The sequence below is a fragment of the Pseudomonas sp. c313 genome (assembly GCF_055407145.1).
In genome coordinates, this window is sequence record NZ_JBUZRD010000004.1 from 179,430 (window position 1) to 202,072 (window position 22,643).

General features: G+C 60.0%; 24 protein-coding genes and 1 pseudogene. 12 read left to right on the forward strand and 13 right to left on the reverse strand.

The window, feature by feature from the left end; all coding sequences use genetic code 11:
• Positions 1–3: 3 nt before the first annotated feature.
• Positions 4–867, reverse strand: a complete 864-nt coding sequence (locus tag ACZRKZ_RS14370; RefSeq protein ID WP_463981900.1) for a YicC/YloC family endoribonuclease — start codon at positions 865–867, stop codon at positions 4–6.
• A 252-nt stretch (positions 868–1,119) separates the two neighbouring features.
• On the opposite strand from ACZRKZ_RS14370, the gene rph reads away from it, so the two are divergent.
• Positions 1,120–1,842 (forward strand): ribonuclease PH, encoded by a 723-nt coding sequence (rph, locus tag ACZRKZ_RS14375; RefSeq protein ID WP_149412566.1) that lies wholly within the window; start codon positions 1,120–1,122, stop codon positions 1,840–1,842.
• A 22-nt stretch (positions 1,843–1,864) separates the two neighbouring features.
• The gene (locus ACZRKZ_RS14380; protein WP_149412567.1) at positions 1,865–2,233 is read left to right on the forward strand and encodes a DUF4870 domain-containing protein; all 369 of its coding nucleotides are present in this window, start codon (positions 1,865–1,867) and stop codon (positions 2,231–2,233) included.
• 63 nt (positions 2,234–2,296) lie between these two features.
• Here the strand turns inward: ACZRKZ_RS14380 and ACZRKZ_RS14385 are convergent, their stop codons facing one another.
• Positions 2,297–3,076, reverse strand: a complete 780-nt coding sequence (locus ACZRKZ_RS14385; protein WP_003176915.1) for an exodeoxyribonuclease III — start codon at positions 3,074–3,076, stop codon at positions 2,297–2,299.
• Between the two features lie 82 nt (positions 3,077–3,158).
• Here ACZRKZ_RS14385 and pyrE point away from each other — a divergent pair, with 82 nt between their 5' ends.
• Positions 3,159–3,803, forward strand: coding sequence for an orotate phosphoribosyltransferase (gene pyrE, locus ACZRKZ_RS14390; protein WP_133100767.1), 645 nt, complete (start codon positions 3,159–3,161; stop codon positions 3,801–3,803).
• Positions 3,804–3,871: 68 nt separating this feature from the next.
• On the opposite strand, the gene argB is transcribed toward pyrE, so the two are convergent.
• The 5 genes and pseudogenes from argB to coaBC all read right to left on the reverse strand — a co-directional run bounded on the left by argB (position 3,872) and on the right by coaBC (position 8,127).
• The gene (gene argB / locus ACZRKZ_RS14395) at positions 3,872–4,777 is read right to left on the reverse strand and encodes an acetylglutamate kinase (protein ID WP_463967621.1); all 906 of its coding nucleotides are present in this window, start codon (positions 4,775–4,777) and stop codon (positions 3,872–3,874) included.
• 22 nt (positions 4,778–4,799) lie between these two features.
• Positions 4,800–6,203 (reverse strand): annotated as a pseudogene (locus tag ACZRKZ_RS14400) (phosphomannomutase/phosphoglucomutase); the annotation flags it as partial.
• A 30-nt stretch (positions 6,204–6,233) separates the two neighbouring features.
• Positions 6,234–6,392 (reverse strand): hypothetical protein, encoded by a 159-nt coding sequence (locus ACZRKZ_RS14405; protein ID WP_463967622.1) that lies wholly within the window; start codon positions 6,390–6,392, stop codon positions 6,234–6,236.
• Between the two features lie 65 nt (positions 6,393–6,457).
• The gene (gene dut, locus ACZRKZ_RS14410; protein ID WP_463967623.1) at positions 6,458–6,913 is read right to left on the reverse strand and encodes a dUTP diphosphatase; all 456 of its coding nucleotides are present in this window, start codon (positions 6,911–6,913) and stop codon (positions 6,458–6,460) included.
• Between the two features lie 5 nt (positions 6,914–6,918).
• Entirely contained in the window at positions 6,919–8,127 is a 1,209-nt protein-coding gene (gene coaBC / locus ACZRKZ_RS14415) for a bifunctional phosphopantothenoylcysteine decarboxylase/phosphopantothenate--cysteine ligase CoaBC (RefSeq protein ID WP_133100771.1), read from the reverse strand.
• Between the two features lie 130 nt (positions 8,128–8,257).
• Here coaBC and radC point away from each other — a divergent pair, with 130 nt between their 5' ends.
• Entirely contained in the window at positions 8,258–8,932 is a 675-nt protein-coding gene (gene radC / locus ACZRKZ_RS14420; protein ID WP_149412571.1) for a RadC family protein, read from the forward strand.
• 48 nt (positions 8,933–8,980) lie between these two features.
• Here radC and ACZRKZ_RS14425 read toward each other — a convergent pair whose 3' ends face one another.
• Entirely contained in the window at positions 8,981–10,573 is a 1,593-nt protein-coding gene (locus ACZRKZ_RS14425) for an ABC transporter substrate-binding protein (protein ID WP_463981901.1), read from the reverse strand.
• A gap of 458 nt (positions 10,574–11,031) precedes the next feature.
• Here ACZRKZ_RS14425 and rpmB point away from each other — a divergent pair, with 458 nt between their 5' ends.
• On the forward strand, positions 11,032–11,265 hold the full coding sequence (gene rpmB, locus ACZRKZ_RS14430) for a 50S ribosomal protein L28 (RefSeq protein ID WP_019410280.1): 234 nt from the start codon (positions 11,032–11,034) through the stop codon (positions 11,263–11,265).
• 11 nt (positions 11,266–11,276) lie between these two features.
• A complete protein-coding gene (gene rpmG / locus ACZRKZ_RS14435) occupies positions 11,277–11,432 on the forward strand; it encodes a 50S ribosomal protein L33 (protein ID WP_003176906.1) in 156 nt (51 codons plus the stop codon).
• Between the two features lie 168 nt (positions 11,433–11,600).
• On the opposite strand, the gene ACZRKZ_RS14440 is transcribed toward rpmG, so the two are convergent.
• Complete coding sequence (locus ACZRKZ_RS14440) at positions 11,601–11,963, reverse strand: cupin domain-containing protein (protein ID WP_463967625.1); 363 nt, start codon at positions 11,961–11,963, stop codon at positions 11,601–11,603.
• A 230-nt stretch (positions 11,964–12,193) separates the two neighbouring features.
• Between ACZRKZ_RS14440 and ACZRKZ_RS14445 the strand changes: the two genes are divergently transcribed.
• Entirely contained in the window at positions 12,194–13,687 is a 1,494-nt protein-coding gene (locus ACZRKZ_RS14445) for an aldehyde dehydrogenase (protein ID WP_463967626.1), read from the forward strand.
• A gap of 162 nt (positions 13,688–13,849) precedes the next feature.
• Entirely contained in the window at positions 13,850–14,992 is a 1,143-nt protein-coding gene (locus ACZRKZ_RS14450) for an MFS transporter (RefSeq protein ID WP_463967627.1), read from the forward strand.
• A 90-nt stretch (positions 14,993–15,082) separates the two neighbouring features.
• Here ACZRKZ_RS14450 and ACZRKZ_RS14455 read toward each other — a convergent pair whose 3' ends face one another.
• On the reverse strand, positions 15,083–16,657 hold the full coding sequence (locus ACZRKZ_RS14455) for a phospholipase D family protein (protein ID WP_463981902.1): 1,575 nt from the start codon (positions 16,655–16,657) through the stop codon (positions 15,083–15,085).
• Between the two features lie 62 nt (positions 16,658–16,719).
• Complete coding sequence (locus tag ACZRKZ_RS14460; RefSeq protein WP_463981903.1) at positions 16,720–18,153, reverse strand: aminotransferase-like domain-containing protein; 1,434 nt, start codon at positions 18,151–18,153, stop codon at positions 16,720–16,722.
• A 166-nt stretch (positions 18,154–18,319) separates the two neighbouring features.
• Between ACZRKZ_RS14460 and ACZRKZ_RS14465 the strand changes: the two genes are divergently transcribed.
• Positions 18,320–18,565 carry a DUF1127 domain-containing protein gene (locus tag ACZRKZ_RS14465; protein WP_463981904.1) on the forward strand — a complete coding sequence of 82 codons (246 nt, stop codon included), beginning with the start codon at positions 18,320–18,322 and terminating at the stop codon, positions 18,563–18,565.
• 3 nt (positions 18,566–18,568) lie between these two features.
• Here ACZRKZ_RS14465 and ACZRKZ_RS14470 read toward each other — a convergent pair whose 3' ends face one another.
• The gene (locus tag ACZRKZ_RS14470; RefSeq protein WP_463981905.1) at positions 18,569–19,861 is read right to left on the reverse strand and encodes an NAD(P)/FAD-dependent oxidoreductase; all 1,293 of its coding nucleotides are present in this window, start codon (positions 19,859–19,861) and stop codon (positions 18,569–18,571) included.
• 115 nt (positions 19,862–19,976) lie between these two features.
• Between ACZRKZ_RS14470 and ACZRKZ_RS14475 the strand changes: the two genes are divergently transcribed.
• Entirely contained in the window at positions 19,977–20,330 is a 354-nt protein-coding gene (locus ACZRKZ_RS14475; protein ID WP_149412596.1) for a YkgJ family cysteine cluster protein, read from the forward strand.
• Between the two features lie 8 nt (positions 20,331–20,338).
• Here ACZRKZ_RS14475 and ACZRKZ_RS14480 read toward each other — a convergent pair whose 3' ends face one another.
• Positions 20,339–20,827: an Lrp/AsnC ligand binding domain-containing protein gene (locus ACZRKZ_RS14480; RefSeq protein WP_003177284.1), complete on the reverse strand. Its 489-nt coding sequence runs from the start codon at positions 20,825–20,827 to the stop codon at positions 20,339–20,341.
• Between the two features lie 156 nt (positions 20,828–20,983).
• On the opposite strand from ACZRKZ_RS14480, the gene dadA reads away from it, so the two are divergent.
• Together dadA and ACZRKZ_RS14490 are read left to right on the forward strand one after the other, a co-directional pair.
• Complete coding sequence (gene dadA / locus ACZRKZ_RS14485) at positions 20,984–22,288, forward strand: D-amino acid dehydrogenase (protein WP_463981906.1); 1,305 nt, start codon at positions 20,984–20,986, stop codon at positions 22,286–22,288.
• Positions 22,260–22,613, forward strand: coding sequence for a RidA family protein (locus ACZRKZ_RS14490; protein ID WP_133100782.1), 354 nt, complete (start codon positions 22,260–22,262; stop codon positions 22,611–22,613). Before dadA ends, ACZRKZ_RS14490 begins: the two co-directional genes overlap by 29 nt.
• Positions 22,614–22,643 lie beyond the last annotated feature (30 nt).

Here is a 22,643-nt window from a genome sequence, read left to right on the forward strand (position 1 = left end):
GCCTTACTCAATATTCTGTACTTGTTCGCGCATTTGCTCGATCAACACTTTGAGGTTGACCGCAGCGGTGGTGCTGCGCGGATCGAAGGCCTTGGAGCCTAGTGTATTGGCTTCGCGGTTGAGTTCCTGCATCAGGAAGTCCAGGCGCCGACCAGCGGCACCAGCGGACTTGAGCACGCGGCGAACTTCCACGATGTGGGTGCTCAGGCGGTCGAGCTCTTCGGCGACGTCGCTCTTTTGCGCCAGCAGGACCATTTCCTGCTCCAGGCGCACCGGATCAAGTTCGGCCTGCATGTCGGCGAAGCGGTCGAGGACCTTCTGGCGCTGGGTGGCAAGCATCTGCGGCACTAGCTCGCGCAGAATGATTACGTCTTCTTCTATGGAGGTCAGGCGCTCGTTGATCAGCCGGGCCAGTTCGGTGCCTTCGCGCTCGCGGCCGGCCTTGAGTTCCTTAAGGCCTTGGGTGAATAGGGCCAGGGCTTCAGCGTTCAGGGCTTGTGGATCGGTGGCGTCGGGCACCAGCACGCCGGGCCAGGCCAGGACTTCCAGGGGGTTCAACGCGGCGGGTTGCTTGATCAGGCTGGCGATGGTTTCGGCGGCGGCTACCAGTTGTGCGGCCCGTTCGCGGTCGACCTGCAGCGGCTTGCCGGTAGTCTCCTCGGTAAAGTGCAGGGTGCATTCGAGCTTGCCACGGGACAGGCCCTGGCGCAGCGCTTCGCGAACCGCGCCTTCGAGATCGCGAAAGGACTCCGGCAGGCGCAGGTGCGGTTCCAGGTAGCGGCTGTTGACCGAGCGCAGCTCCCAGCTCAGGGTGCCCTGGACGCCGGCTTTTTCGACGCGGGCAAAGGCGGTCATGCTGTGCACCATGGAGGTACCTCGCGATGCAGTCCCGCAAACCGTGGGGTAGGGCGGGCTGATGGGTGAATTGAAGCCGACAGGCTGCGAAGGCGCAGGATTGTAGCGCAACGCAACGAGCGGCCCCAAACGCTGGCTGTGACAAAGAGTTGAAGGCACGCTTCAGAGCGCTTCTTGGTAACCGGATTTTTTAGAACTGCCCAGGCGCGGCTGGCGGCTCTATAATGCTCGGCAGTTTTTCGTCCTCCGTACAGGTGTTCCCCTATGAAACGTCCAAGTGGTCGCGCTGCCGATCAGCTCCGCTCGATCCGCATCACCCGCAACTACACCAAACACGCCGAGGGATCTGTACTGGTCGAGTTTGGCGATACCAAGGTTATCTGCACCGTCAGCGTTGAAAATGGCGTGCCGCGCTTCCTCAAGGGCCAGGGCCAGGGTTGGTTGACCGCCGAATACGGCATGCTGCCGCGCGCCACTGGCGAGCGTAACCAGCGTGAAGCCAGCCGCGGCAAGCAAGGCGGCCGCACCCTGGAAATCCAGCGCCTGATCGGCCGTTCCCTGCGTGCGGCGCTGGACATGACCAAGCTGGGCGACGTCACCCTGTACGTCGATTGCGACGTGATCCAGGCCGACGGCGGCACCCGTACCGCGTCCATCACCGGTGCGATGGTTGCTCTGGTCGATGCCTTGAAAGTGATCAAGAAGCGCGGCGGCCTGAAAGGCGGCGATCCACTCAAGCAGATGATCGCTGCAGTTTCTGTAGGCATGTACCAGGGCGAGCCTGTGCTGGACCTGGACTATCTTGAAGATTCGGCTGCCGAAACCGACCTCAACGTGGTGATGACCAACTCCGGTGGTTTCATCGAAGTCCAGGGCACGGCCGAAGGCGCGCCATTCCAGCCAGCCGAGTTGAACGCCATGCTGGCATTGGCCCAGAAAGGCATGACCGAACTGTTCGAACTGCAGAACGCCGCGCTGGCTGACTAAGCCACGCCCAAGGAGCAAGGCCATGAGTGACAGTCAGCTTCCACAGCCAACGCCGAGCCAGGAAGTTCGCCAGTGGGCGATGTTCTGTCACTTCGCGGCGTTTCTGGGGATGTGGTTTCCGTTCGGTAACCTGCTGGGACCGTTGATCCTGTGGCAGGTCAAGCGTGAGATGGACCCGTTCATCGACGCTCAGGGCAAGGAAGCGTTGAACTTCCAGATCACCGTGGCCATTGCTTCGGCGATTTGCTACCTGCTGATGTTCGTGCTGATTGGCTTTGCGCTGCTGGCGTTGGTATTGATCGGTGCGCTGGTACTGACCATTATTGGTGGGATCAAGGCCAACCAGGGGATTCCCTATCGGTATCCGTTTACCTGGCGGATCGTTAAATAGGCGCCCCACAAAAAACAAAAAAGCCGACAGCGATGTCGGCTTTTTTGCATCCTGGAATCGACCTTAGATGGTCAAGGTCCAGTCGTAGTCCACGATCAGCGGCGCGTGCTGCGAGAACCGTGGTTGACGCGGCAAGCGTGCACTGCGAACAAAGCGGCGCAGGCCAGGGGTCAACAACTGGTAGTCAAAACGCCAGCCCAGGTTGAGCATCTCAGCCTGTTCGTTGTCCGGCCACCAGCTGTACTGGTCGCCTTCGCGGCTGACTTCGCGCAGGGCATCAACATAGCCCATGTTGCCGACAATCTCGTCCATCCAGGCCCGTTCCGGCGCCAGGAATCCCGGGGATTGCTGGCTGTCGCGCCAGTTCTTGATATCCAGCTTTTGTTGCGCCACGTACAGCGAGCCACAGTAAATGTACTCGCGACGTTTGCGTCGCTGTTTATCCAGATAACGGGCGAAATCGTCCATTAGCTTGAACTTCTGGTTCAAGTCTTCATCGCCGTTCTGCCCTGATGGAAGCAGCAAGGTCGCGATGCTGACCTTGTCGAAATCGGCTTGCAGGTAGCGCCCGTAGCGGTCGGCTGTCTCGAAGCCGAGGCCGCTGATGACCGCCTTGGGTTGCAACCGCGAATACAAAGCCACGCCACCTTGGGCGGGAACTTCGGCATCACAGGCATAAAGGAAGTAGCCATCCAGTTGGAAGGCTGGGTCGTCCAGTTCAAAGGCGGAGGCGCGGGTGTCCTGCAGGCAGATGACGTCGGCATTCTGGGCTTGCAGCCAACTGAGCAAACCACGCTCGACTGCAGCCTGAATACCATTGACGTTCACACTGATGATCCGCATAAATGGCCCCAAAAATCGCGTGCGTGTATGATACACGCCGTCTACCTAATTAGCTAAATCCGTGGTATCTGAGGCTTTTTTCATGCAGGCGTATCAACGCGATTTCATTCGTTTTGCCATCGATCGCGGTGTTTTGCGCTTCGGTGAGTTCACCCTCAAGTCCGGGCGCACCAGCCCGTACTTCTTCAACGCTGGCCTGTTCAACTCGGGTTCTGCCCTGGCGCAGTTGGGTCGTTTCTATGCGGCGGCCATCGTGGAAAGCGGTATTTCCTTCGACGTGCTGTTCGGTCCGGCCTACAAAGGCATCCCGCTGGCCGCCGCGACCGCCGTGGCCCTGGCTGAACATCACGGCCGGGATTTGCCGTGGTGCTTCAACCGTAAGGAAGCCAAGGCCCATGGTGAAGGTGGCAGTCTCGTAGGTGCTCCGCTGACTGGCGATGTGCTGATTATCGATGACGTGATCACCGCTGGTACGGCGATTCGTGAAGTGATGCAGATCATCGCATCCCAGGATGGCGCCAAGGCCGCCGGGGTGTTGATCGCCTTGAACCGCCAGGAGCGAGGCAACGGTGAGTTGTCAGCGATCCAGGAAGTGGAGCGTGACTTCGCGATTCCAGTGGTCAGCATCGTGTCGCTGAATCAGGTGTTGCAGTTCCTGGCAGATGATCCGCAGCTCAAGCAGCATTTGCCGGCAGTGCAGGCGTATCGCGAGCAGTTCGGCGTCTGATTTTCCCCGGGCAATAAAAAAGACCCCGCCCAACAAGGTTGAGCGGGGTCTTTTTGTTTCAGCGCTGTTTAAGGGCGCTTGCGATTACTGATCAGCGTACCCACACCGGTGTCGGTGAAGATTTCCAGCAAAATCGCGTTTGGAACCCGGCCATCGAGAATCAGTGAGCTGCCGACGCCGCCTTGCACCGCTTCCAGCGCGCAACGAATCTTCGGCAGCATGCCGCCGTAGATGGTGCCGTCGGCGATCAGGTCGTCCACCTGTTGGGTGGTCAAGCCGGTCAGGACCGCTCCCGACTTGTCCATCAAGCCGGCGATGTTGGTCAGCAGCATCAGCTTCTCGGCCTTCAGCGCCTCGGCCACCTTGCCGGCCACCAGGTCGGCGTTGATGTTGTAGGACTCGCCGTTGGCACCCACGCCAATCGGCGCGATCACCGGGATGAAGTCGCTCTTGACCAGCAGGTTCAGCAGGTCGGTATTGATCCCGATCACTTCACCCACTTGGCCGATATCGATGATTTCCGGCTGGGTCATTTCCGGCGTCTGGCGGGTGACGGTGAGCTTTTTCGCCCGGATCAGCTCGGCGTCCTTGCCGGTCAGGCCGATTGCGCTGCCGCCGTGACGGTTGATCAGGTTGACGATGTCCTTGTTCACCTGGCCGCCGAGAACCATCTCCACCACGTCCATGGTCTGCGAGTCAGTCACGCGCATGCCATCGATGAAGTGACTCTCGATGGACAGGCGCTTGAGCAGGTCGCCGATTTGCGGGCCTCCACCGTGAACTACCACCGGGTTGATCCCGACGGCTTTCATCAACACGATGTCGCGGGCAAAGCCGGTTTTCAGCTCTTCGCTTTCCATGGCATTGCCGCCGTACTTGATCACCAACGTCTTGCCGACGTAGCGTCGAATGTAAGGCAACGCTTCGGAAAGGACCTTGGCGGTGTTGGCGGCGGCTTCGCGTTCGAGGGTCATTCAGGGCTCCGGGGCAAAAAAATCAGAACGGTAGTTGGAGATCAGGGGCAACACGTTTCAACTGGGCGTGGAACACATCCTTGATGCGCTGCAACTCAGCCTCGGTATCCGCCTCGAAACGCAGCACCAGCACCGGGGTGGTGTTGGACGCGCGAACCAGGCCCCAGCCTTTGGCGTAATCGACTCGCACGCCATCAATGGTGGTCAGGTTGGCGCCTTCGCCCCATTGCGCATCGTGCAGTGCGTCAATGATGCTGAATTTGCTCTCTTCGGTCACATGGATATTGATTTCCGGCGTAGAAATATCGTCCGGGAAGGTCGCAAACAGGTCTTCGGCAGTGGATTTCTCCTTACTGAGGATCTCCAGCAGGCGCGCGGCGCTGTAAATGCCGTCGTCAAAGCCGAACCAGCGCTCCTTGAAGAACACGTGCCCGCTCATTTCGCCAGCCAACAGGGCGCCGGTTTCCTTCATTTTCTTTTTGATCAACGAATGACCGGTCTTCCACATTAGCGGGCGACCACCGTATTCCTTGATCAGCGGTGTCAGGCGGCGGGTGCATTTGACGTCGAAGATGATCTCGGCGCCAGGATTGCGTGCCACCACGTCGCGGGCGAACAGCATCAGCAAGCGGTCCGGGAACACAATATTACCGGTGTTGGTCACCACGCCAACGCGGTCGCCGTCGCCATCGAACGCCAGGCCCAGGTCAGCACCGGTTTCCTTGACCTTGGCGATCAAGTCCACCAGGTTTTCAGGTTTGCCCGGGTCCGGGTGATGGTTGGGGAAATTGCCATCGACGTCGCAGAACAGCGGGATTATTTCGCAGTTCAGGGCTTCGAGCAGTTGCGGGGCGATCACGCCAGCTGCGCCGTTGCCGCAGTCCACCACCACTTTGAGGCGTCGGTCGAGCTTGATGTCGCGGGTGATTTCGTCCGAGTAGCGCTGAAGAATGTCGACCTTGGTGATACTGCCCTTGCCGCTGGTCAGGTTGTTGGTCTTGAGGCGGGTGTGCAGGGCCTGGATCTGTTCGTTGGCCAAGGTGTCGCCGGCAATCACGATCTTGAAGCCGTTGTAGTCCGACGGGTTGTGGCTGCCGGTGAGCATCACGCCCGACTTGCCAGCCAGCACATTGGCGGCGTAGTACAGCGCCGGGGTTGGCACCAGGCCGACATCGCTGACATGGCAGCCGCTGTCGGCCACGCCCTGGATCAGTCGCTCCACCAGCTCAGGGCCGGACAGGCGCCCGTCACGCCCCACGCAAACGTTGGGCTCGCCCTGGGCCAGGCTCTGGGAGCCAATGGCGCGGCCGATCCAGTAGGCGGTTTCGGCGGTCAGGGTCTTGGGCACGACGCCACGGATGTCGTAGGCGCGGAAGATGCTGTCGGGAAATGTCGGTGCGACGTGGGCTGCGTTGCTCATCACTGGGAAACTCCATCGATACGGGGCTGGACAGGCCTAAATGTTGCTGACCGGCAGGCTCAGACTGAAGGGTATGACGGCATTTTTGGCATAGAGTTCGTGGTGCAAAAGTGCCACCTGCGCCGCAGAACCACTTCCCTTACTGCTTAATACCTTGATTTCACAAGGCAAATCTTCTTGATAGGCGCTGCGCATTATTCATCCTGAAAGCCATGCGTTGGCTGCGGGCCGGGCAGGGTGCCCGGCCTGGATCAGCGTGGTCAGTGGTTGCCGGAATGCCCGAAACCACCTGCGCCGCGTTGGGTTTCGTCGAACTCTTCAACCAGTTCAAAGTGCGCCTGCACGACCGGAACCAGCACCAGTTGGGCAATGCGCTCGCCGACCGCGATGTTGAAAGCGGTCTGGCCACGATTCCAGCAAGACACCATCAGTTCGCCCTGATAGTCCGAGTCGATCAGGCCCACCAGGTTACCGAGGACGATGCCGTGTTTGTGGCCCAGGCCGGAACGCGGCAGGATCAGTGCAGCCAAGCCGGGATCGCCCACATAAATCGACAGGCCGGTAGGGATCAGTAGGGTCTGGCCAGGCTCAAGAACGGTGTCCTGCTTGAGCATGGCGCGCAGGTCGAGGCCGGCGGAGCCCGGTGTGGCGTAGGCCGGCAGCGGGAATTCGTTGCCGATGCGGGGGTCGAGGATCTTGGCTTGCAAAGCGTGCATGGAAATTAAACCTGGTTCAGCCGTTGGGCGATAAAAGAGATCAGTTGGCGGGCAATCTTGCCTTTGCTGGTCTGGGCGAAAAGGGTGGCGTGCAGTTCGCGGTCGATCACGCTGCAGGCGTTTTCCTCGCTGTTGAAGCCGATGCTCGGGTTGGCGACATCATTGGCAACGATCAAATCGAGGTTTTTGTCTTTCAATTTGCGAGCGGCATAGTCCAGCAGGTGCTCGGTTTCGGCGGCGAAGCCGACACTGAACGGGCGATCCGGGCGAGTGGCGATAGTTGCCAGAATATCCGGGTTGCGGACCATTTGCAGGAGCAGGCCGTCGCCGCTCGTAGGGTCTTTCTTGAGTTTTTGTGGAGCAATGACTTCCGGGCGGTAGTCCGCGACCGCTGCCGAGGCGATAAACAGGTCGCAAGGGATTGCTGCTTCGCAGGCCGCGAGCATGTCACGGGCGCTGACCACGTCGATGCGGGTGACACGGTCAGGCGTTGGCAAGTGCACGGGGCCGGTGATCAAGGTGACGCGGGCGCCGGCTTCTACCGCTGCTTCAGCCAGGGCAAAGCCCATTTTCCCGGAGCTGTGGTTGGTGATGTAGCGCACCGGGTCGATGTTTTCCTGGGTCGGACCTGCGGTGATCAGCACGTGCTTGCCGGTTAGGGCCAAGTGCTGGAAACACTCGGCGGCACACAGCGCCAGGTCAGTGGCTTCGAGCATGCGGCCCATGCCCACGTCGCCGCAGGCCTGGCTGCCGGATGCCGGGCCGAAGACCTTGAGGCCACGGCTTTGCAGCAGTTGGGTGTTGGCTTGGGTGGCTGGGTCGTGCCACATGGCCTGGTTCATCGCGGGAGCTATGGCGACGGTAGCGTCGGTGGCCAGCACCAGAGTGGTCAGCAAGTCATTGGCAATGCCCTGTGCCAGGCGGGCGATCAGGTCGGCGGTGGCGGGCGCGATCAGCACCAGGTCGGCCCACTTGGCCAGTTCGATATGGCCCATGGCGGCTTCCGCCGCCGGGTCCAGCAGGTCCAGGTGAACCGGGTGCCCGGACAGGGCCTGCATGGTCAACGGGGTGATGAACTCGCTACCGCCACGGGTCATGACCACGCGCACTTCGGCGCCTTGGTCCAGAAGCCGGCGAACCAGTTCTGCGCTCTTGTAGGCGGCAATGCCGCCGCCGACGCCGAGAACGATGCGTTTCCGATACAGACGCTGCATTGGCTTGCCTTTCCAGTTCAGTGATGGCGTTGCGATGCCCCCTCCCCAGGTGAAATCGCACGCAAAAAGATGGGCTAAGATAACACAGCGACCGCCACGCAACAGCGGCGCACATGCACACGGAGGTGCTATGAGTATTCGCGATTGGCCCGCGGCGGAGCGCCCGCGGGAGAAACTTTTGGAGTTGGGTGCGGCAAATCTTTCCGATGCCGAATTGTTGGCGATTTTTCTGCGCACCGGGGTGGCGGGCAAAAGTGCGGTGGATCTGGCGCGTCATCTGCTGAAGCAGTTCGGCAGTTTGCGTGCTCTGCTGGAGGCCAAACAGGCGCAATTCAGCCAGCACCTGGGGCTGGGCCCGGCGAAGTTTGCCCAGCTCCAGGCCGTGCTGGAAATGGCCCAGCGCCATCTGGCCGAGCGGCTGCGTCACGATTCGGCGTTGGAAAGCCCAATGGCAGTGCGCGATTACCTCAAGGCGCTGTTGCGCCATGAACCCCACGAGGTATTTGGCTGCCTTTTTCTCGATTCAAGGCATCGGGTGTTGGGTTTCGAGAAGTTGTTTCAAGGCACCATCGACAATGCCACGGTGTACCCAAGGCAAGTGGTCAAGCGTGCCCTGGCCTATAACGCGGCTGCGCTGATCCTGTGTCACAACCATCCTTCCGGGAGCGCCGAGCCAAGCATTGCCGACCGCAAGCTGACGAAGCTTTTGCAAAAAACCCTGGAGTTGGTCGACGTGCGAGTACTGGACCACATCATCGTTGGCGATGGGGATCCGTTGTCCATGGCCGAGTACGGGTGGATGTAGAAAGGCAGCTGCAAGGGGCAAGCTGCAAGCCTCAAGTTAGTTTGCAGCTTATGGCTTGACGCTCACCCGCGAGTAATCCTGACGCCCGAACGGGCTGACCTGATACCCCTCGACATTTTTGCGCGTCAGGGCAAAGGCCGTGGGGTGTGCCAGGGGCAGCCACAGTGCCTGTTGCTGGATCTGCGCCTGTGCCTGTTGATACAGCTTGCTGCGCACCCCTTGCTCGCTGGTGGTCTTGCCGGCGCTGATCAGCTTGTCCAGTGCAGGGTCGCAATAACGGGCGAAGTTGGTGCCGGATTTCACCGCCGCGCAGGAGAATTGCGGGGTCAGGAAGTTATCCGGGTCGCCGTTGTCGCCCGCCCAGCCCATGAACAGCAAGTCGTGTTCGCCGGCCTTCGCGCGGCGGATCAGTTCGCCCCACTCGATTACGCGTATTTCGGCCTGGATGCCAACTTTAGCCAGGTCCGCTTGCAACAACTGAGCGCCCAGGCTTGGATTGGGGTTGAGCAAGCTGCCTGAAGGTCGGGTCCAGATAGTGGTTTTGAAACCGTCCTTGAGGCCGGCTCTTTCGAGCAGCACCTTGGCCTTGGCGACGTCCTGGGGATAGCCTGGTAATTCCTTGGCATAGCTCCAGGTATTAGGTGGGAAAGGGCTATTGGCGGCTTCGGCAGTGTCTTCGAATACCGCTTTGAGGTAGCTGGCCTTGTCGAAAGCCAAGTTGATCGCCTGACGTACTTCTGGCTTGTCCAGAGGCGGATGCTGGCTGTTGATAGCGACGAAGGCGGTCATAAAGGCGGCGGTTTTTTCCACCTTGAGTGCGGCGTCCTGCTGGGCAGCACCAATATCCAGTGGCTTGGGCGACAGGGCGATCTGGCACTCGTTGCGCCGCAGCTTTTGCAGCCTGACGTTGGCGTCCGGGGTGATGGCAAAGATCAAGTTATCCACAGCAGGTTTGCCGGCGAAGTACTCCGGGTTGGCCTTGTAGCGGATAGATGCGTCTTTCTGGAAGCGCCCGAAAATGAACGGTCCGGTACCGATCGGTTGGCTGTTGAGCTTTTCCGGGGTGCCAGCCTTGAGCAATTTACCGGCGTATTCAGCCGGGTATATCGAGGCAAAACCCATACTCAGTGCGGCCAGGAACGTTGAATCGGCATGGTCCAGCGTAAAGCGCACGGTCAGTGGGTCCAGAGCGTCGATTTTCTTGATCAGCGCTGGCAGTTGCAGGGATTGCGCATGAGGGAAACCGCTCTGGGCGATCTTGTGCCACGGATTGGCTGGATCGAGCATGCGCTCGAAGCTGAAGCGCACGTCTTCAGCGGTCAAGGTTCGACTTGGGTTGAAATACGCGGTGCGGTGGAATTTAACGCTTGGGTGCAGTTTGAAGGTGTAGGTCAGGCCGTCAGGCGAGACGTCCCAGCTGTCGGCCAGGCTGGGAATCAGCGTGCCGCTGGCGGCGTCGAAGTCCACCAGGCGATTCATCAGCACGTCTGCCGAGGCGTTGGTGGTGGTCAGCGAGTTGTATTGCACCACGTCGAACCCTTCGGGGCTGGCCTCGGTACAGACGCTCAAGGTGGTGGCTGCAAAGGCCTGTGGCGCAAGAAAAAGCGGGGCTAGCAATAGCGGCAGGGCAGCGAGGCGCATGGTCGGTTTCCTTTGCAGATCGAAGGCCCATCTGCGAGTGCAGTCTGGAAAAGTCCTACCGTAGTGGGCTGATTGATAAATGACTAGCCCATTTTTGCCTGTGCTTTTGCCTCAAATGCTGTTTTGATGGCGTCTCAGGTCGTTTTGCCGGACATCTTACGGTGTGCGCAAGCGCTGTAAATCATTCTGTGCGACGAGCGGTTCACTCGTGCAGCGGCCCACCCTGGCAACGGTTCAGGCGTTTGTGGGCGAGATTTATACCGGTAAAAATACACGGACTGTTGTTGCACTTGGGTCTTTCTGGTATAAAGCAGCGCTCTTTTCTAGGGGCCCGGTTCCTTCGCTAGTAGGTGTAGCCGGTAAGACCCTAAAGAAACGCGGCGCCTGGCGCCAAATGACTGAGAGATTAAGCGGCCAACCCATGCCGGGTTGGGCATGTGGTTTTAGAGGGCTGAGGCATGTCGAGAGTCTGTCAAGTTACCGGTAAGGGTCCGGTGACTGGGAATAACATTTCCCACGCAAATAACAAAACCCGTCGTCGTTTCCTGCCTAACCTGCAGCATCACCGCTTCTGGGTTGAAGAAGAGAAACGTTTTGTTCGTCTGCGCGTATCTGCCAAAGGCATGCGCATCATCGACAAGCGTGGCATCACTGTCGTGCTGGCCGAAATCCGCCGCGCTGGCAAGATTTAAGGAGCTCTATCATGCGTGAATTGATTCGAATGATCTCTAGCGCCGGTACTGGTCACTTCTACACTACCGACAAGAACAAGCGTACTACCCCGGACAAGCTCGAAAAGAAAATGTTCGACCCGCGCGTTCGCAAGCACGTGATCTACAAAGAAGGCAAAATCAAGTAATTGGTTTTCTTTCTGAAAAAAAGCCCGCATCTCACGATGCGGGCTTTTTTTTGCGCTCGAAAAGCCCTCGCTGCGCAGCCGCAGTAAAAAGGCCCCTGCCGCTTTGTCTTGGACTCAAGGCATCGCAACAAAATCTCGTAGAAGGTGTATGTCAGGGAGGTAGATAAATCAGGCCTTTTGTTCAAACACTACATAGATCTTGCGGCACGCCTCCAGCACTTCCCAGGTGCCGATAAAACCTGCCGGAATCACGAAGCGATCACCGGCGCGCAGGGTCTTGGCGTTGCCGTCGACATCTCGCAGCACGGAAACACCCTGTACGATTTCGCAGTACTCATGTTCGCTGTAGTTGACCTTCCATTGCCCAACGTCACCTTCCCAGACCCCAGCGTTCATCTGGCCGCATGGGCTGTTGTAGTGGTTGTAGACGGTTTGCTCGGGATCTCCCTTGAGGATTTTTTCCGCGGCCGGGCGATAGCGCTCGGGCTCGGTCTTGGCCTGGCTGAAGTCGACGATATTCTGAATGTTCATGTGCGTATCCCGTCTGGCCTGCGGATGGAGGACTCAAAGTCTATGTTTATTAAAATGAACATCGCAAGGGTGTTTACCGCTGTTGTGTCAAATATATTGAAACATCCCCGGCGGCTGGTTTAGGGTGGTGGGTGCCTTGAGCCGAACAGCTGGCTGGCCGGGCAAGCATTCTTCAAAGGTACCCGAGCACCATGCCGGGCCCTTGTATTCAATAAGAGGAGGACACTCGCATGACCACCCTGACCCGTGCCGACTGGGAACAACGCGCCAAGGATCTGAAGATCGAAGGCCGCGCTTACATCAATGGCGAATACACCGATGCCGTCTCCAGCGAGACCTTCGAGTGCATCAGCCCGATCGATGGCCGCCTGCTGACCACCGTCGCCAGCTGTGACGTCGCCGACGCCCAGCGCGCCGTTGAAAACGCCCGCGCCACCTTCAATTCTGGCGTCTGGTCGCGCCTGGCGCCAAGCAAGCGTAAAACTACCATGATCCGTTTCGCAGCACTGCTCAAGGCCAATGCCGAGGAGCTGGCGCTGCTGGAAACCCTGGACATGGGCAAGCCGATCAGCGATTCCCTGGGCATCGACGTCCCTGGCGCGGCGCAAGCCCTGAGCTGGAGCGGCGAAGCCATCGACAAGATTTACGACGAAGTTGCTGCCACGCCCCATGACCAACTGGGCCTGGTGACCCGTGAGCCGATCGGGGTGGTCGGTGCCATCGTGCCGTGGAACTTCCCACTGATGATGGCCTGCTGGAAGCTGGGGCCGGCGCTGTCCACCGGTAACTCGGTGATCCTCAAACCGTCCGAAAAATCGCCGCTGACCGCCATCCGCATCGCCGCCCTGGCCGTCGAAGCCGGTATCCCCAAAGGCGTGCTCAACGTGCTGCCGGGCTACGGCCACACGGTGGGCAAGGCTTTGGCGCTGCACATGGACGTCGATACCCTGGTGTTCACCGGTTCCACCAAGATCGCCAAGCAACTGCTGATCTACTCCGGCGAATCGAACATGAAACGCGTGTGGCTGGAAGCCGGCGGCAAGAGCCCGAACATCGTGTTTGCCGATGCCCCGGACCTGCAAGCTGCTGCCGAATCCGCCGCTGGCGCCATTGCCTTCAACCAGGGCGAAGTCTGCACTGCAGGTTCCCGCTTGCTGGTAGAACGCTCGATCAAGGACACCTTCCTGCCGCTGGTGATTGAAGCGCTCAAGGGCTGGAAGCCGGGCAACCCACTGGACCCTGCGACCAACGTCGGCGCACTGGTGGATACCCAGCAGATGAACACCGTGCTGTCGTACATCGAGTCCGGGCATGCCGATGGCGCCAAGCTGGTGGCCGGTGGCAAGCGCATCCTGCAGGAAACCGGTGGCACCTACGTTGAGCCAACGATTTTCGACGGTGTGAACAACGCGATGAAAATCGCCCAGGAAGAAATCTTCGGCCCGGTGCTGTCGGTCATTACCTTCGACAGCGCTGAAGAAGCCATCGAGATCGCCAACGACACCCCGTACGGCCTGGCCGCTGCGGTGTGGACTGCCAACATATCCAAGGCGCACCTGACCGCCAAGGCACTGCGTGCCGGTAGCGTATGGGTCAACCAGTACGATGGCGGGGATATGACCGCGCCATTTGGTGGCTTCAAGCAATCGGGCAACGGCCGCGACAAGTCGCTGCACGCGTTCGACAAGTACACCGAACTGAAATCGACCTGGATCAAGTTGTAAGTAACCCCGGCGATCCCCTGTAGGAGCGAGCTTGCTCGCGATGGACTTGAACGATGACGCGGGCATGCTGAATGCACGCAGCGCTCTCAGGTTTTTCGCGGGCAAGCTCGCTCCTACAGTTCGTTTACGGTCTGAAAAATAATTATCCACAGGAGCATGGAAATGCGTTGGGCGACTTACTTCGCCGTCCTGGCCTCGGTGTTGAGCGTCGGCCTCGCCCTGGGCATGAGCATGCCGCTGGTGTCCCTGCGCCTGGAAAGCTGGGGCTACGGCAGCTTTGCTATCGGTGTCATGGCGGCGATGCCGGCCTTCGGTGTGTTGTTGGGGGCCAAGGTGTCCAGTGGTCTGGCCTCGCGGTTGGGCACGGCGAATCTGATGCGTCTGTGTCTGTGGGCCGGTGCGATTTCCATCGGCTTGCTGGCGGTATTGCCCAGCTACCCGGTGTGGCTGGTGCTGCGCCTGATGATCGGGGTGATCCTGACCATTGTGTTCATCCTCGGAGAAAGTTGGATCAACCAACTGGTGGTGGAGCAATGGCGAGGGCGGCTGGTGGCGCTGTATGGCTGCAGCTATGCCCTGAGCCAGCTGTCGGGGCCGCTGCTGCTGGGCGCGCTGGGCACGGATAACGACATTGGCTTCTGGGTCGGCGTGGGCTTGCTGACCTTCTCACCGATAGTGCTTTTGGGTCGATCAGGGGCGCCGACCGCCGAATCCCTCAGTGTGACCTTGGGCGACTTACTGCGCTTCTGCCAGGGCTTGCCGGCGATTGCCTGGGCGGTGGCCTTGTTCGCTGCCTTCGAGGCGATGATTCTTACGCTGCTACCGGTGTATTGCCTGCAACAAGGTTTCACGGCCGAGATTGCCCTGGCCATGGTCAGTACGGTGGTAGTGGGCGATGCACTGCTGCAATTGCCGATTGGTGCGCTGGCCGATTACCTGCCCCGGCGCACCCTGTTTATGGGCTGCGCACTGCTGTTGCTGGTGTCGAGCCTGGCGATTCCGCTGCTGCTGGATACGTTGCTGATCTGGCCGGTGTGGGTGCTGTTTGGTGCCAGTGCTGGTGGCCTGTTCACCTTATCGTTGATCCTGATCGGCGAGCGCTACCGCGACGATGCGCTGGTGCGCGCCAATGCCCATATCGCGCAGTTGTGGGGGATCGGCTGCTTGATCGGGCCACTGGTGGCCGGCGCAGGCAGCCAGTGGATTAGCGGGCATTCGCTGCCATTGCTGATGGCGGCGGGGGCGTTTGGGCTGGTGATTTTGCTGCTGCGCCAAGGCGCATTTGGCGCTACACAGTCCGTGTAGGAGCAAGCTTGCTCGCGATGGTCGTCAACGATAACGTTTGCTGCCTGAATGAACGCGGCGCTCTCGGGTTTTTCGCGAGCAAGCTCGCTCCTACAACATGCGCTCCAGGCCAACAGTAGTGGCGAACCAGGCATTGAACCTGCGCCACCAGCTCCCCGGCTCACGGGGCAGTGTATGCAGCTGACCGTTGTCTTCCGTCACCCACACCACCTGCCCATCCTGCAGCTTGGCTTGATAACTCAAAGCCGGCGCCATGCCTTCCAGCGCCAGGTTGCGCACGTGTTCGGCCAGCTCCGGGCTGTCCACTAACACGCCGACTTCGGTGTTCCACAGCACTGAACGCGGGTCGAAGTTGAAGGAGCCGATAAACGATTTTTTCCGGTCAAAGATGATCGCCTTGCTGTGCAGGCTGGAATCCGAGCCCTGGAATGAACTGCTGCGCAACAGATTCGGGCCACTGCCGCCTCCTCCTCCTCCTCCTCCCGGTTGGCGGCGCAGCTCGTACAGCTTCACTCCATGCTCCAGCAAGGCCTTGCGGTATGGCGCGTAGCCACCGTGCACCGCTGGCACGTCGGTGGCTTCCAGGGAGTTGGTCAGCAGGCTTACCGATACACCCGCGTCGGCCCGGCCGGTCAGGTACAGCAAACCAGGCTGGCCGGGCACGAAGTAGGCTGAAATCATCATCAGTTCGTGGCTGACGCCTTCCAGTTCCGGTGCCAGTTGCGTGGTCAGCAGCAGCCGTGGATCGGGATCGGCCTTGGCCAGGACTTTGCTCGGCGCATCCCATAAAGCCTGGTTCCATGCCCAGATCAGCTCGCGGCGCCAGATGTTCATGCGCGGTTGGGTTTTGTAGGCCATCAGGCGGCGATAGAGTGCGTGGTTTTGCTGGCGGGACTCGGCCAGGGATTCTTCCAGGCGCAAGCGGGCGGCGGCCAGGTCGCGCGAGGAAGGCGCAGTGGAGATGAATTCGTCAATCGGTTTGCTCAGGGCGCTGTTCCAATACTGATCGAAGCTGTGGCCAAGTTGCTCGGCCACCGGCCCGACGCTGAGCATGTCGATATCGGTGAAGTTCAGGTTGGGTTCGGCATCGAAATACTCATCCCCCAGGTTGCGTCCACCGACGATGGCCATGCTGTTGTCCGCCAGCCACAGCTTGTTGTGCATGCGCCGGTGTTGCAGCGACAGGTTGAACAGCCGGCCCATGGCCCGGGTCACGCCGGTGCTGCGGCCCAGGTGCAGCGGGTTGAACAGGCGAATCTGGATTTGCGGGTGGGCGGCGAGGGTGGCGATGATCTCGTCCAGGCCGTCGCTGGTGGTGTCATCCAGCAGAATGCGCACCCGCACGCCACGGTCGGCGGCCTTGAGCAGTTCCTCCACCAGCATCCGCGTGCTGATGCCGTCATGAACGATGTAGTACTGCAGGTCGATGCTGGTCTGGGCGTTGCGGATCAGTTCGGCGCGGGCCATGAACGCTTCGCTGCTGTTGGGCAGCAGGCGAAATCCAGAGCGGCCCTGGTACGGCGCGGCCTGGGCCTGGATCGAGCGGCCGAAGGAGGAGTCCATCGCTGGCATGGCTTGGCTGGGTGTACGTGGCACATTCACGGTGGCGCAACCGGCCACGCCCAGGAATCCCAGCAGGAAAAACGCTAAAAGCCGTTGGCTCATCAAGGGTGTGGGTTCCGAATCAGGGCGGTTATCGCCATATGACGGTAATTTTTCGCGAAAGATCAGTCCAGGCCTTGCGCCGTTTCGGCCAGCAACTTGATGGCCGCCGCACCGACCTTGCGCACCGCCTCTTCAATCTGCGGCGTTGGCTTGGCAGCGTAGTTCATCCGCAGGCAGTTACGGTATTTGCCTGAGGCGGAAAAGATACTTCCCACAGCAATCTGCACGCCTTGGTCGATCAGCACCCGATTGAGCTTCAGGGTGTCGAACCCCTCCGGCAACTCCACCCACAACAGGAAGCTGCCTTGGGGGCGGCTGGCGCGGGTGCCGGTCGGGAAGTAGCGGCTGACCCAGTCGAGCATCAGGTCGCGATTACGTTGGTATTGAGTGCGCATCCGCCGCAAATGAGGTTCGAAATGCCCATTTTTGAGAAATTCGGCAATGGCGATCTGCGGTTGGGTGGCGGTGGAACCGGTGCTGATGTATTTCATGTGCAGCACCCGTTCCAGATAACGGCCAGGCGCTACCCATCCGATCCGCAGACCCGGCGCCAAGGTTTTAGAGAAGGAACTGCACAGCAGGACGCGGCCATCGTCGTCGAAGGATTTGATGGTCTTCGGTCGCGGGTAGCTGTAGGCCAGTTCGCCATATACATCGTCCTCAATGATCGCCACGTCAAAGCGCTGGGCCAGTGTCAACAGCGCTCGTTTGCGTGACTCCGGCATGATGTAGCCCAGCGGGTTGTTGCAGTTGGGCGTCAACTGTATGGCCTTGATCGGCCACTGCTCCAACGCCAGCTCCAGGGCTTCGAGGCTGATGCCGGTCAACGGGTCGGTAGGGATTTCCAGGGCTTTCATGCCCGCGCCCTTGAGAGTCTGCATGGCACCGTGGAAGCTCGGCGAGTCAACTGCAACGATATCGCCCGGCTCGCAAGTGGCGCGGATGCTGGTGGACAGCGCCTCATGACAGCCAGTGGTGATCACCAGGTCCTGGGCGTTCAGTTGGCAGCCGGAGTCCAGCAGCAAGCGGGCAATCTGCTCGCGCAGCTCCAGGTAGCCGTAGATGTTGTCGTAATACAGGCCGGGCATGTCCTGTCGGCGGCTGACCTGCGCCAGGCTGCGCAGCAGAGGTTTCATGGTGGGTGACAGGACATCCGGCATGCCCCGGCCCATCTGTATGACGTCTTTGCGCGGGACGGCGCGGATCAGTTCCAGCACTTGGTCCCACTGAGATATTTCCACCGGGCGCTGGGCCGGTCGGCCCACCGCTGGCAATGCCGGCAGCTCTCGACCCACGGGCACGAAGTAACCGGATTTAGGCTTTGGCATCGCCAGGCCGTTGTCTTCCAGCAGCCGATAGGCCTGCTGCACAGTGCTCAGGCTGACCCCATGTTCGACACTCAAGGCCCGTACCGAGGGCAGCCGGTCGCCGGGGCGGTAGAAGCCCTGTTCGATGCGAGTGCCCAGCAGTTCGGCGAGGTTTACATAGAGGGTCATGACGTTTGTTCCCGGTTAACCAGTACAGATGAAGCGAAAATACACGATTCAGTCAAAGATAGGCAGTATCTGTATGGATTTAATACCGCTTATTTGGATCTGTATTGATTTCGACGCTCGACTCATCATGGGCACTCATGGCAACAGGTAGATGAGGGGCAGCAAAATGAACGGCTTGAGCGATGTACGGCTGGCGCTACGCAGTCAGGAACTGGCAGCGGGGCAGGAGCGGGCGACGGGCGTGAGCATCCGTCGTAATGCACCTTCCTTCCTCAGCCGCTGGGCCCTTTTCTGGCACCGTCGGCATACGCGCAAGGCACTGTTGGAGCTGACCGCGGAGCAATTGCGCGATATCGGCTTGAGCCCCGGGCAGGCGCGTCGGGAAGGATTGAAGCCGTTCTGGCGCGGGTAAGGGTTACACCAACTCTTTGAGCCGGTGCCAGAGCATCCCCAGCGCCAACAGCGGCGAGCGCAAATGCTTGCCGCCGGGGAAGGTCATGTGCGGCACCTTGGCAAACAGATCAAAGCCTCCACCTTGCTGGCCGCTGATGGCTTCGGCCAACAGCTTGCCCGCCAGGTGGGTGGCGTTGAGCCCATGGCCGGCGTAGGCCTGGGCGTAATACACGTTAGGGTGATCAGCCAGCCGACCGATCTGCGGCAAACGGTTGGCGCCGATGCCGATCATGCCGCCCCATTGGTAATCGATTTTTACGCCAGCCAACTGCGGGAACACTTGCAGCATCTTCGGCCGCATATAGGCACCGATGTCCTGGGGGTCGCGGCCAGAATAGTGACAGGCACCGCCGAACAGCAGGCGCCGGTCCGCCGATAGCCGGAAGTAATCCACGGTTACCCGCTGGTCACACACCGCCATGTTCTGCGGCAGCAGGTCAGCGGCTTGCGCTTCGCTCAAGGGTTCGGTGGCGATGATGTAACTGCCGGCGGGCAGCACCTTGCCGCTCAGTTGCGCATTGAGGTCGTTCAGATAGGCATTGCAGCCCAGCACCAGGGTCTTGGCCCGCACGCAGCCTTGGGCGGTGTGGACTTTGACTTCCGGGCCATAGTCGATACGCACCACTTGCGATTGTTCGAACAGCTTCACCCCCAGTTGCTGGGCGACAGTAGCTTCGCCGAGGGCCAGGTTAAGCGGATGCAGATGCCCGGAGCCCATGTCGATCATCCCGCCGACATACCGGTCGGAACCCACCACGCTGCGCACCTCCCCGGCTTGCAGCAGGCGCAGCTCATGGCGATAGCCCAGGCTGCGCAGTTCGTCGGCATCGGCGCTCAGGCCTTCCAGGTCGCGGGGTTTGTTGGCCAGGTCGCAGTAGCCCCAGGTCAGGTCGCAGTCGATCTGAAAACGCTCGACCCGCTGGCGCACGATCTCCACGGCTTCCAGGCCCATCAGCTTCATCTGCCGCACACCGTCGGTGCCGATGACATTGGAAAACTGATCCAGGCCGTGACCGACGCCGCGAATCAACTGCCCGCCATTTCGACCGCTGGCGCCCCAGCCGATCTTGTGCGCTTCCAGCAGCACCACGCTCAAGCCTCGTTCGGCCAGCTCCAGGGCGGTGTTTATCCCGGAAAAACCGCCGCCAACCACGCACACATCGGCCACCACTTCTCCTGCAAGCGCCGGATGATCGGGTTGCGGCAAGCTGCTGGCTGCATAGTAGGAAGCGGTGTGCCGGGCACTGGCTGTCATGGGAGGCATCCGTGTTTGGAAAATTTGACGCAGGATACAGCGGTCGGACGACGCTGTCTCACCGAGGGTTTTTAAGGCAGAATTCAGGCCTATTCGCTGTTTGGTACCTGTTTCGATGAGTTGCAACAGTCAGAAAATTCGCACGCTGCGTCAGCAAATTCCCTCGTTTGAGTGCGTCCCGGGTTGCCACGACTGCTGTGGGCCGGTGACCACCTCAACCGAGGAAATGTCCCGTCTGCCCCGTAAGACGGCTGCCGAACAGGATGCCGCGATGGACGAACTGAACTGCGTGCACCTGGGCCCCAATGGCTGCACCGTTTACGGCGAACGGCCGTTGATCTGCCGACTGTTCGGTACTACGCCGACCCTGCCATGCCCCAATGGCCGCGGCCCGGTGGAGATGATCCATCCACGGGTGGAGAAGCAGATTCATGAGTACATGGCGACGACGCGGCAAGTGCTGGTTTAGTCCGCTCTTCAATCCGGGATGGGTAAACTCAAGCTCTCCTTCACCTCTTCCATCACGATATAGCTCTTGGACTCCCGCACATGGGGCAGTTTGAGCAGGATGTCGCCCAGCAGTTTGCGGTACGAGGCCATCTCGGAAATCCGCGCCTTTACCAGGTAGTCGAAATCCCCCGACACCAGGTGGCACTCCAGCACATGAGGCAGTTTCAGCACGGCTCGTCGGAATTCTTCGAAGGTATCGCCTGATTTGTAGTCGAGGCTGATCTCGACAAACACCAGCAGGCTACCCTTCAAGTGCTGGGGATTAAGCCGGGCGTTGTAGCCCATGATGATCCCTTCACGCTCCAGGCGCCGAACCCGCTCGGTGCAGGGCGTGGTCGACAGTCCGACCTTTTCTCCCAGCTCGGTGAAGGAAATTCGCCCGTCAGCTTGCAGGATACGCAGGATGTTGCGATCGATCTTGTCCAGCTCCCGTTTGGTCTGGGTGTTGGTACGCATAGGGGATGCGCCTCCGTGAAAAGGGTTTTTGCCGAGAATTCTCGCCAAATATAGGCAGTTATATAGTGAAATGCACTGGCGAATGCTTTTTATACTGCGAACATCTTTGTGCTGAACAATAAATGTCAGCGGTCAAGCCGCGATGAGGATATAAAAATGCGTGTTCTGGTCTTGGGTAGCGGAGTCATTGGTGTGGCCAGTGCCTACTATTTGGCGCGGGCCGGTTTCGAGGTGGTTGTGGTCGACCGTCAGCCGGCTGTTGCCATGGAGACCAGTTTCGCCAACGCCGGGCAGGTCTCACCTGGCTACGCCTCGCCGTGGGCCGCGCCGGGTGTGCCGCTCAAGGCCATCAAGTGGCTGCTGCAACGCCACGCGCCACTGGCGATCAAGGCCACCGCCGATATTGATCAATACCTGTGGATGGCGCAGATGCTGCGTAACTGCACCGCCAACCGTTATGCGGTGAACAAGGAGCGCATGGTCCGTCTGTCTGAGTACAGCCGAGATTGCCTCGACGAATTGCGCACCGAAACCGGCATTGCCTACGAAGGTCGCCGCCTAGGTACCACGCAATTGTTCCGCACCCAGGCCCAGCTCGATGGTGCCGCCAAGGATATCGCCGTCTTGAAGGAGTCTGGCGTGCCTTTCGAGCTGCTGGACCGTGCCGGTATCGTCCGCGTCGAGCCAGCCCTGGCCGGCGTCACCGATATCCTGGCCGGTGCCCTGCGTTTGCCCAATGACCAGACCGGCGACTGCCAGATGTTCACCACCCGCCTGGCGGAAATGGCCATCCAGCTGGGCGTCGAGTTCCGCTTTGAACAAGATATTCAGCGCCTGGACCAGGCTGGTGATCGTATCAACGGCGTCTGGATCGACGGTAAGCTGGAAACCGCCGACCGCTACGTGCTGGCCCTGGGCAGTTACTCGCCGCAGTTGCTCAAGCCGCTGGGGATCAAGGCGCCGGTGTATCCGCTCAAGGGTTACTCCCTGACCGTGCCGATCACCAACCCGGCAATGGCCCCGACCTCGACCATTCTCGACGAAACCTACAAGGTGGCGATCACCCGTTTCGACAACCGCATCCGCGTCGGCGGCATGGCTGAAATTGCCGGTTTTGACCTGTCGCTGAACCCGCGCCGGCGTGAAACCCTGGAGATGATCGTCAACGACCTTTATCCTCAGGGCGGTGATTTGTCCCAAGCCAGTTTCTGGACAGGCCTGCGTCCGACCACTCCGGACGGCACGCCGATTGTTGGCGCCACGCCGTTCAAAAACCTGTTCTTGAATACCGGCCACGGCACCCTCGGCTGGACCATGGCCTGTGGCTCTGGTCGTCTGCTGGCCGATTTGATGGCGAAGAAAACGCCGCAAATCAGTGCCGAAGGCCTCGATATTTCCCGTTACGGCAACCACCACCAGGAGTCCGCAAAACATGTCAATCCAGCGCCAGCTCACCAATGAGCGCATGAGCCAGATCGTTGTCCACAGCGGTACCGTGTACCTGGCAGGGCAAGTCGGCGACAACATGAGTGCCGGGATTGAGCAGCAGACCCGTGAAACCCTCGCCAACATTGAGCGTTTGCTGGATCTGGCCGGTACCGACAAAAGCAAGTTGCTGTCGGTGACGATCTACCTGAAAGACATCGACGCCGATTTCGCCGGCATGAACGCGGTGTGGGACAAGTGGCTGCCAAAAGGTGTTGCCCCGGCCCGTGCGACGGTTGAGTCGAAGCTCTGCGAACCGGAAATCCTGGTTGAGCTGTCAGTCGTGGCCGCTCTGCCTTAAAACTTGATCCCTCTCCCGGTGCCGACGCTG

Excerpts from the sequence above, each read along its gene's own strand:
- ACZRKZ_RS14370 (WP_463981900.1), bottom strand. The coding sequence starts at position 867 with ATGGTGCACAGCATGACCGCCTTTGCCCGCGTCGAAAAAGCCGGCGTC.
- rph (WP_149412566.1), top strand. The coding sequence starts at position 1,120 with ATGAAACGTCCAAGTGGTCGCGCTGCCGATCAGCTCCGCTCGATCCGC.
- ACZRKZ_RS14380 (WP_149412567.1), top strand. The coding sequence starts at position 1,865 with ATGAGTGACAGTCAGCTTCCACAGCCAACGCCGAGCCAGGAAGTTCGC.
- ACZRKZ_RS14385 (WP_003176915.1), bottom strand. The coding sequence starts at position 3,076 with ATGCGGATCATCAGTGTGAACGTCAATGGTATTCAGGCTGCAGTCGAG.
- pyrE (WP_133100767.1), top strand. The coding sequence starts at position 3,159 with ATGCAGGCGTATCAACGCGATTTCATTCGTTTTGCCATCGATCGCGGT.
- argB (WP_463967621.1), bottom strand. The coding sequence starts at position 4,777 with ATGACCCTCGAACGCGAAGCCGCCGCCAACACCGCCAAGGTCCTTTCC.
- ACZRKZ_RS14405 (WP_463967622.1), bottom strand. The coding sequence starts at position 6,392 with ATGCGCAGCGCCTATCAAGAAGATTTGCCTTGTGAAATCAAGGTATTA.
- dut (WP_463967623.1), bottom strand. The coding sequence starts at position 6,913 with ATGCACGCTTTGCAAGCCAAGATCCTCGACCCCCGCATCGGCAACGAA.
- coaBC (WP_133100771.1), bottom strand. The coding sequence starts at position 8,127 with ATGCAGCGTCTGTATCGGAAACGCATCGTTCTCGGCGTCGGCGGCGGC.
- radC (WP_149412571.1), top strand. The coding sequence starts at position 8,258 with ATGAGTATTCGCGATTGGCCCGCGGCGGAGCGCCCGCGGGAGAAACTT.
- ACZRKZ_RS14425 (WP_463981901.1), bottom strand. The coding sequence starts at position 10,573 with ATGCGCCTCGCTGCCCTGCCGCTATTGCTAGCCCCGCTTTTTCTTGCG.
- rpmB (WP_019410280.1), top strand. The coding sequence starts at position 11,032 with ATGTCGAGAGTCTGTCAAGTTACCGGTAAGGGTCCGGTGACTGGGAAT.
- rpmG (WP_003176906.1), top strand. The coding sequence starts at position 11,277 with ATGCGTGAATTGATTCGAATGATCTCTAGCGCCGGTACTGGTCACTTC.
- ACZRKZ_RS14440 (WP_463967625.1), bottom strand. The coding sequence starts at position 11,963 with ATGAACATTCAGAATATCGTCGACTTCAGCCAGGCCAAGACCGAGCCC.
- ACZRKZ_RS14445 (WP_463967626.1), top strand. The coding sequence starts at position 12,194 with ATGACCACCCTGACCCGTGCCGACTGGGAACAACGCGCCAAGGATCTG.
- ACZRKZ_RS14450 (WP_463967627.1), top strand. The coding sequence starts at position 13,850 with ATGCGTTGGGCGACTTACTTCGCCGTCCTGGCCTCGGTGTTGAGCGTC.
- ACZRKZ_RS14455 (WP_463981902.1), bottom strand. The coding sequence starts at position 16,657 with ATGAGCCAACGGCTTTTAGCGTTTTTCCTGCTGGGATTCCTGGGCGTG.
- ACZRKZ_RS14460 (WP_463981903.1), bottom strand. The coding sequence starts at position 18,153 with ATGACCCTCTATGTAAACCTCGCCGAACTGCTGGGCACTCGCATCGAA.
- ACZRKZ_RS14465 (WP_463981904.1), top strand. The coding sequence starts at position 18,320 with ATGAACGGCTTGAGCGATGTACGGCTGGCGCTACGCAGTCAGGAACTG.
- ACZRKZ_RS14470 (WP_463981905.1), bottom strand. The coding sequence starts at position 19,861 with ATGACAGCCAGTGCCCGGCACACCGCTTCCTACTATGCAGCCAGCAGC.
- ACZRKZ_RS14475 (WP_149412596.1), top strand. The coding sequence starts at position 19,977 with ATGAGTTGCAACAGTCAGAAAATTCGCACGCTGCGTCAGCAAATTCCC.
- ACZRKZ_RS14480 (WP_003177284.1), bottom strand. The coding sequence starts at position 20,827 with ATGCGTACCAACACCCAGACCAAACGGGAGCTGGACAAGATCGATCGC.
- dadA (WP_463981906.1), top strand. The coding sequence starts at position 20,984 with ATGCGTGTTCTGGTCTTGGGTAGCGGAGTCATTGGTGTGGCCAGTGCC.
- ACZRKZ_RS14490 (WP_133100782.1), top strand. The coding sequence starts at position 22,260 with ATGTCAATCCAGCGCCAGCTCACCAATGAGCGCATGAGCCAGATCGTT.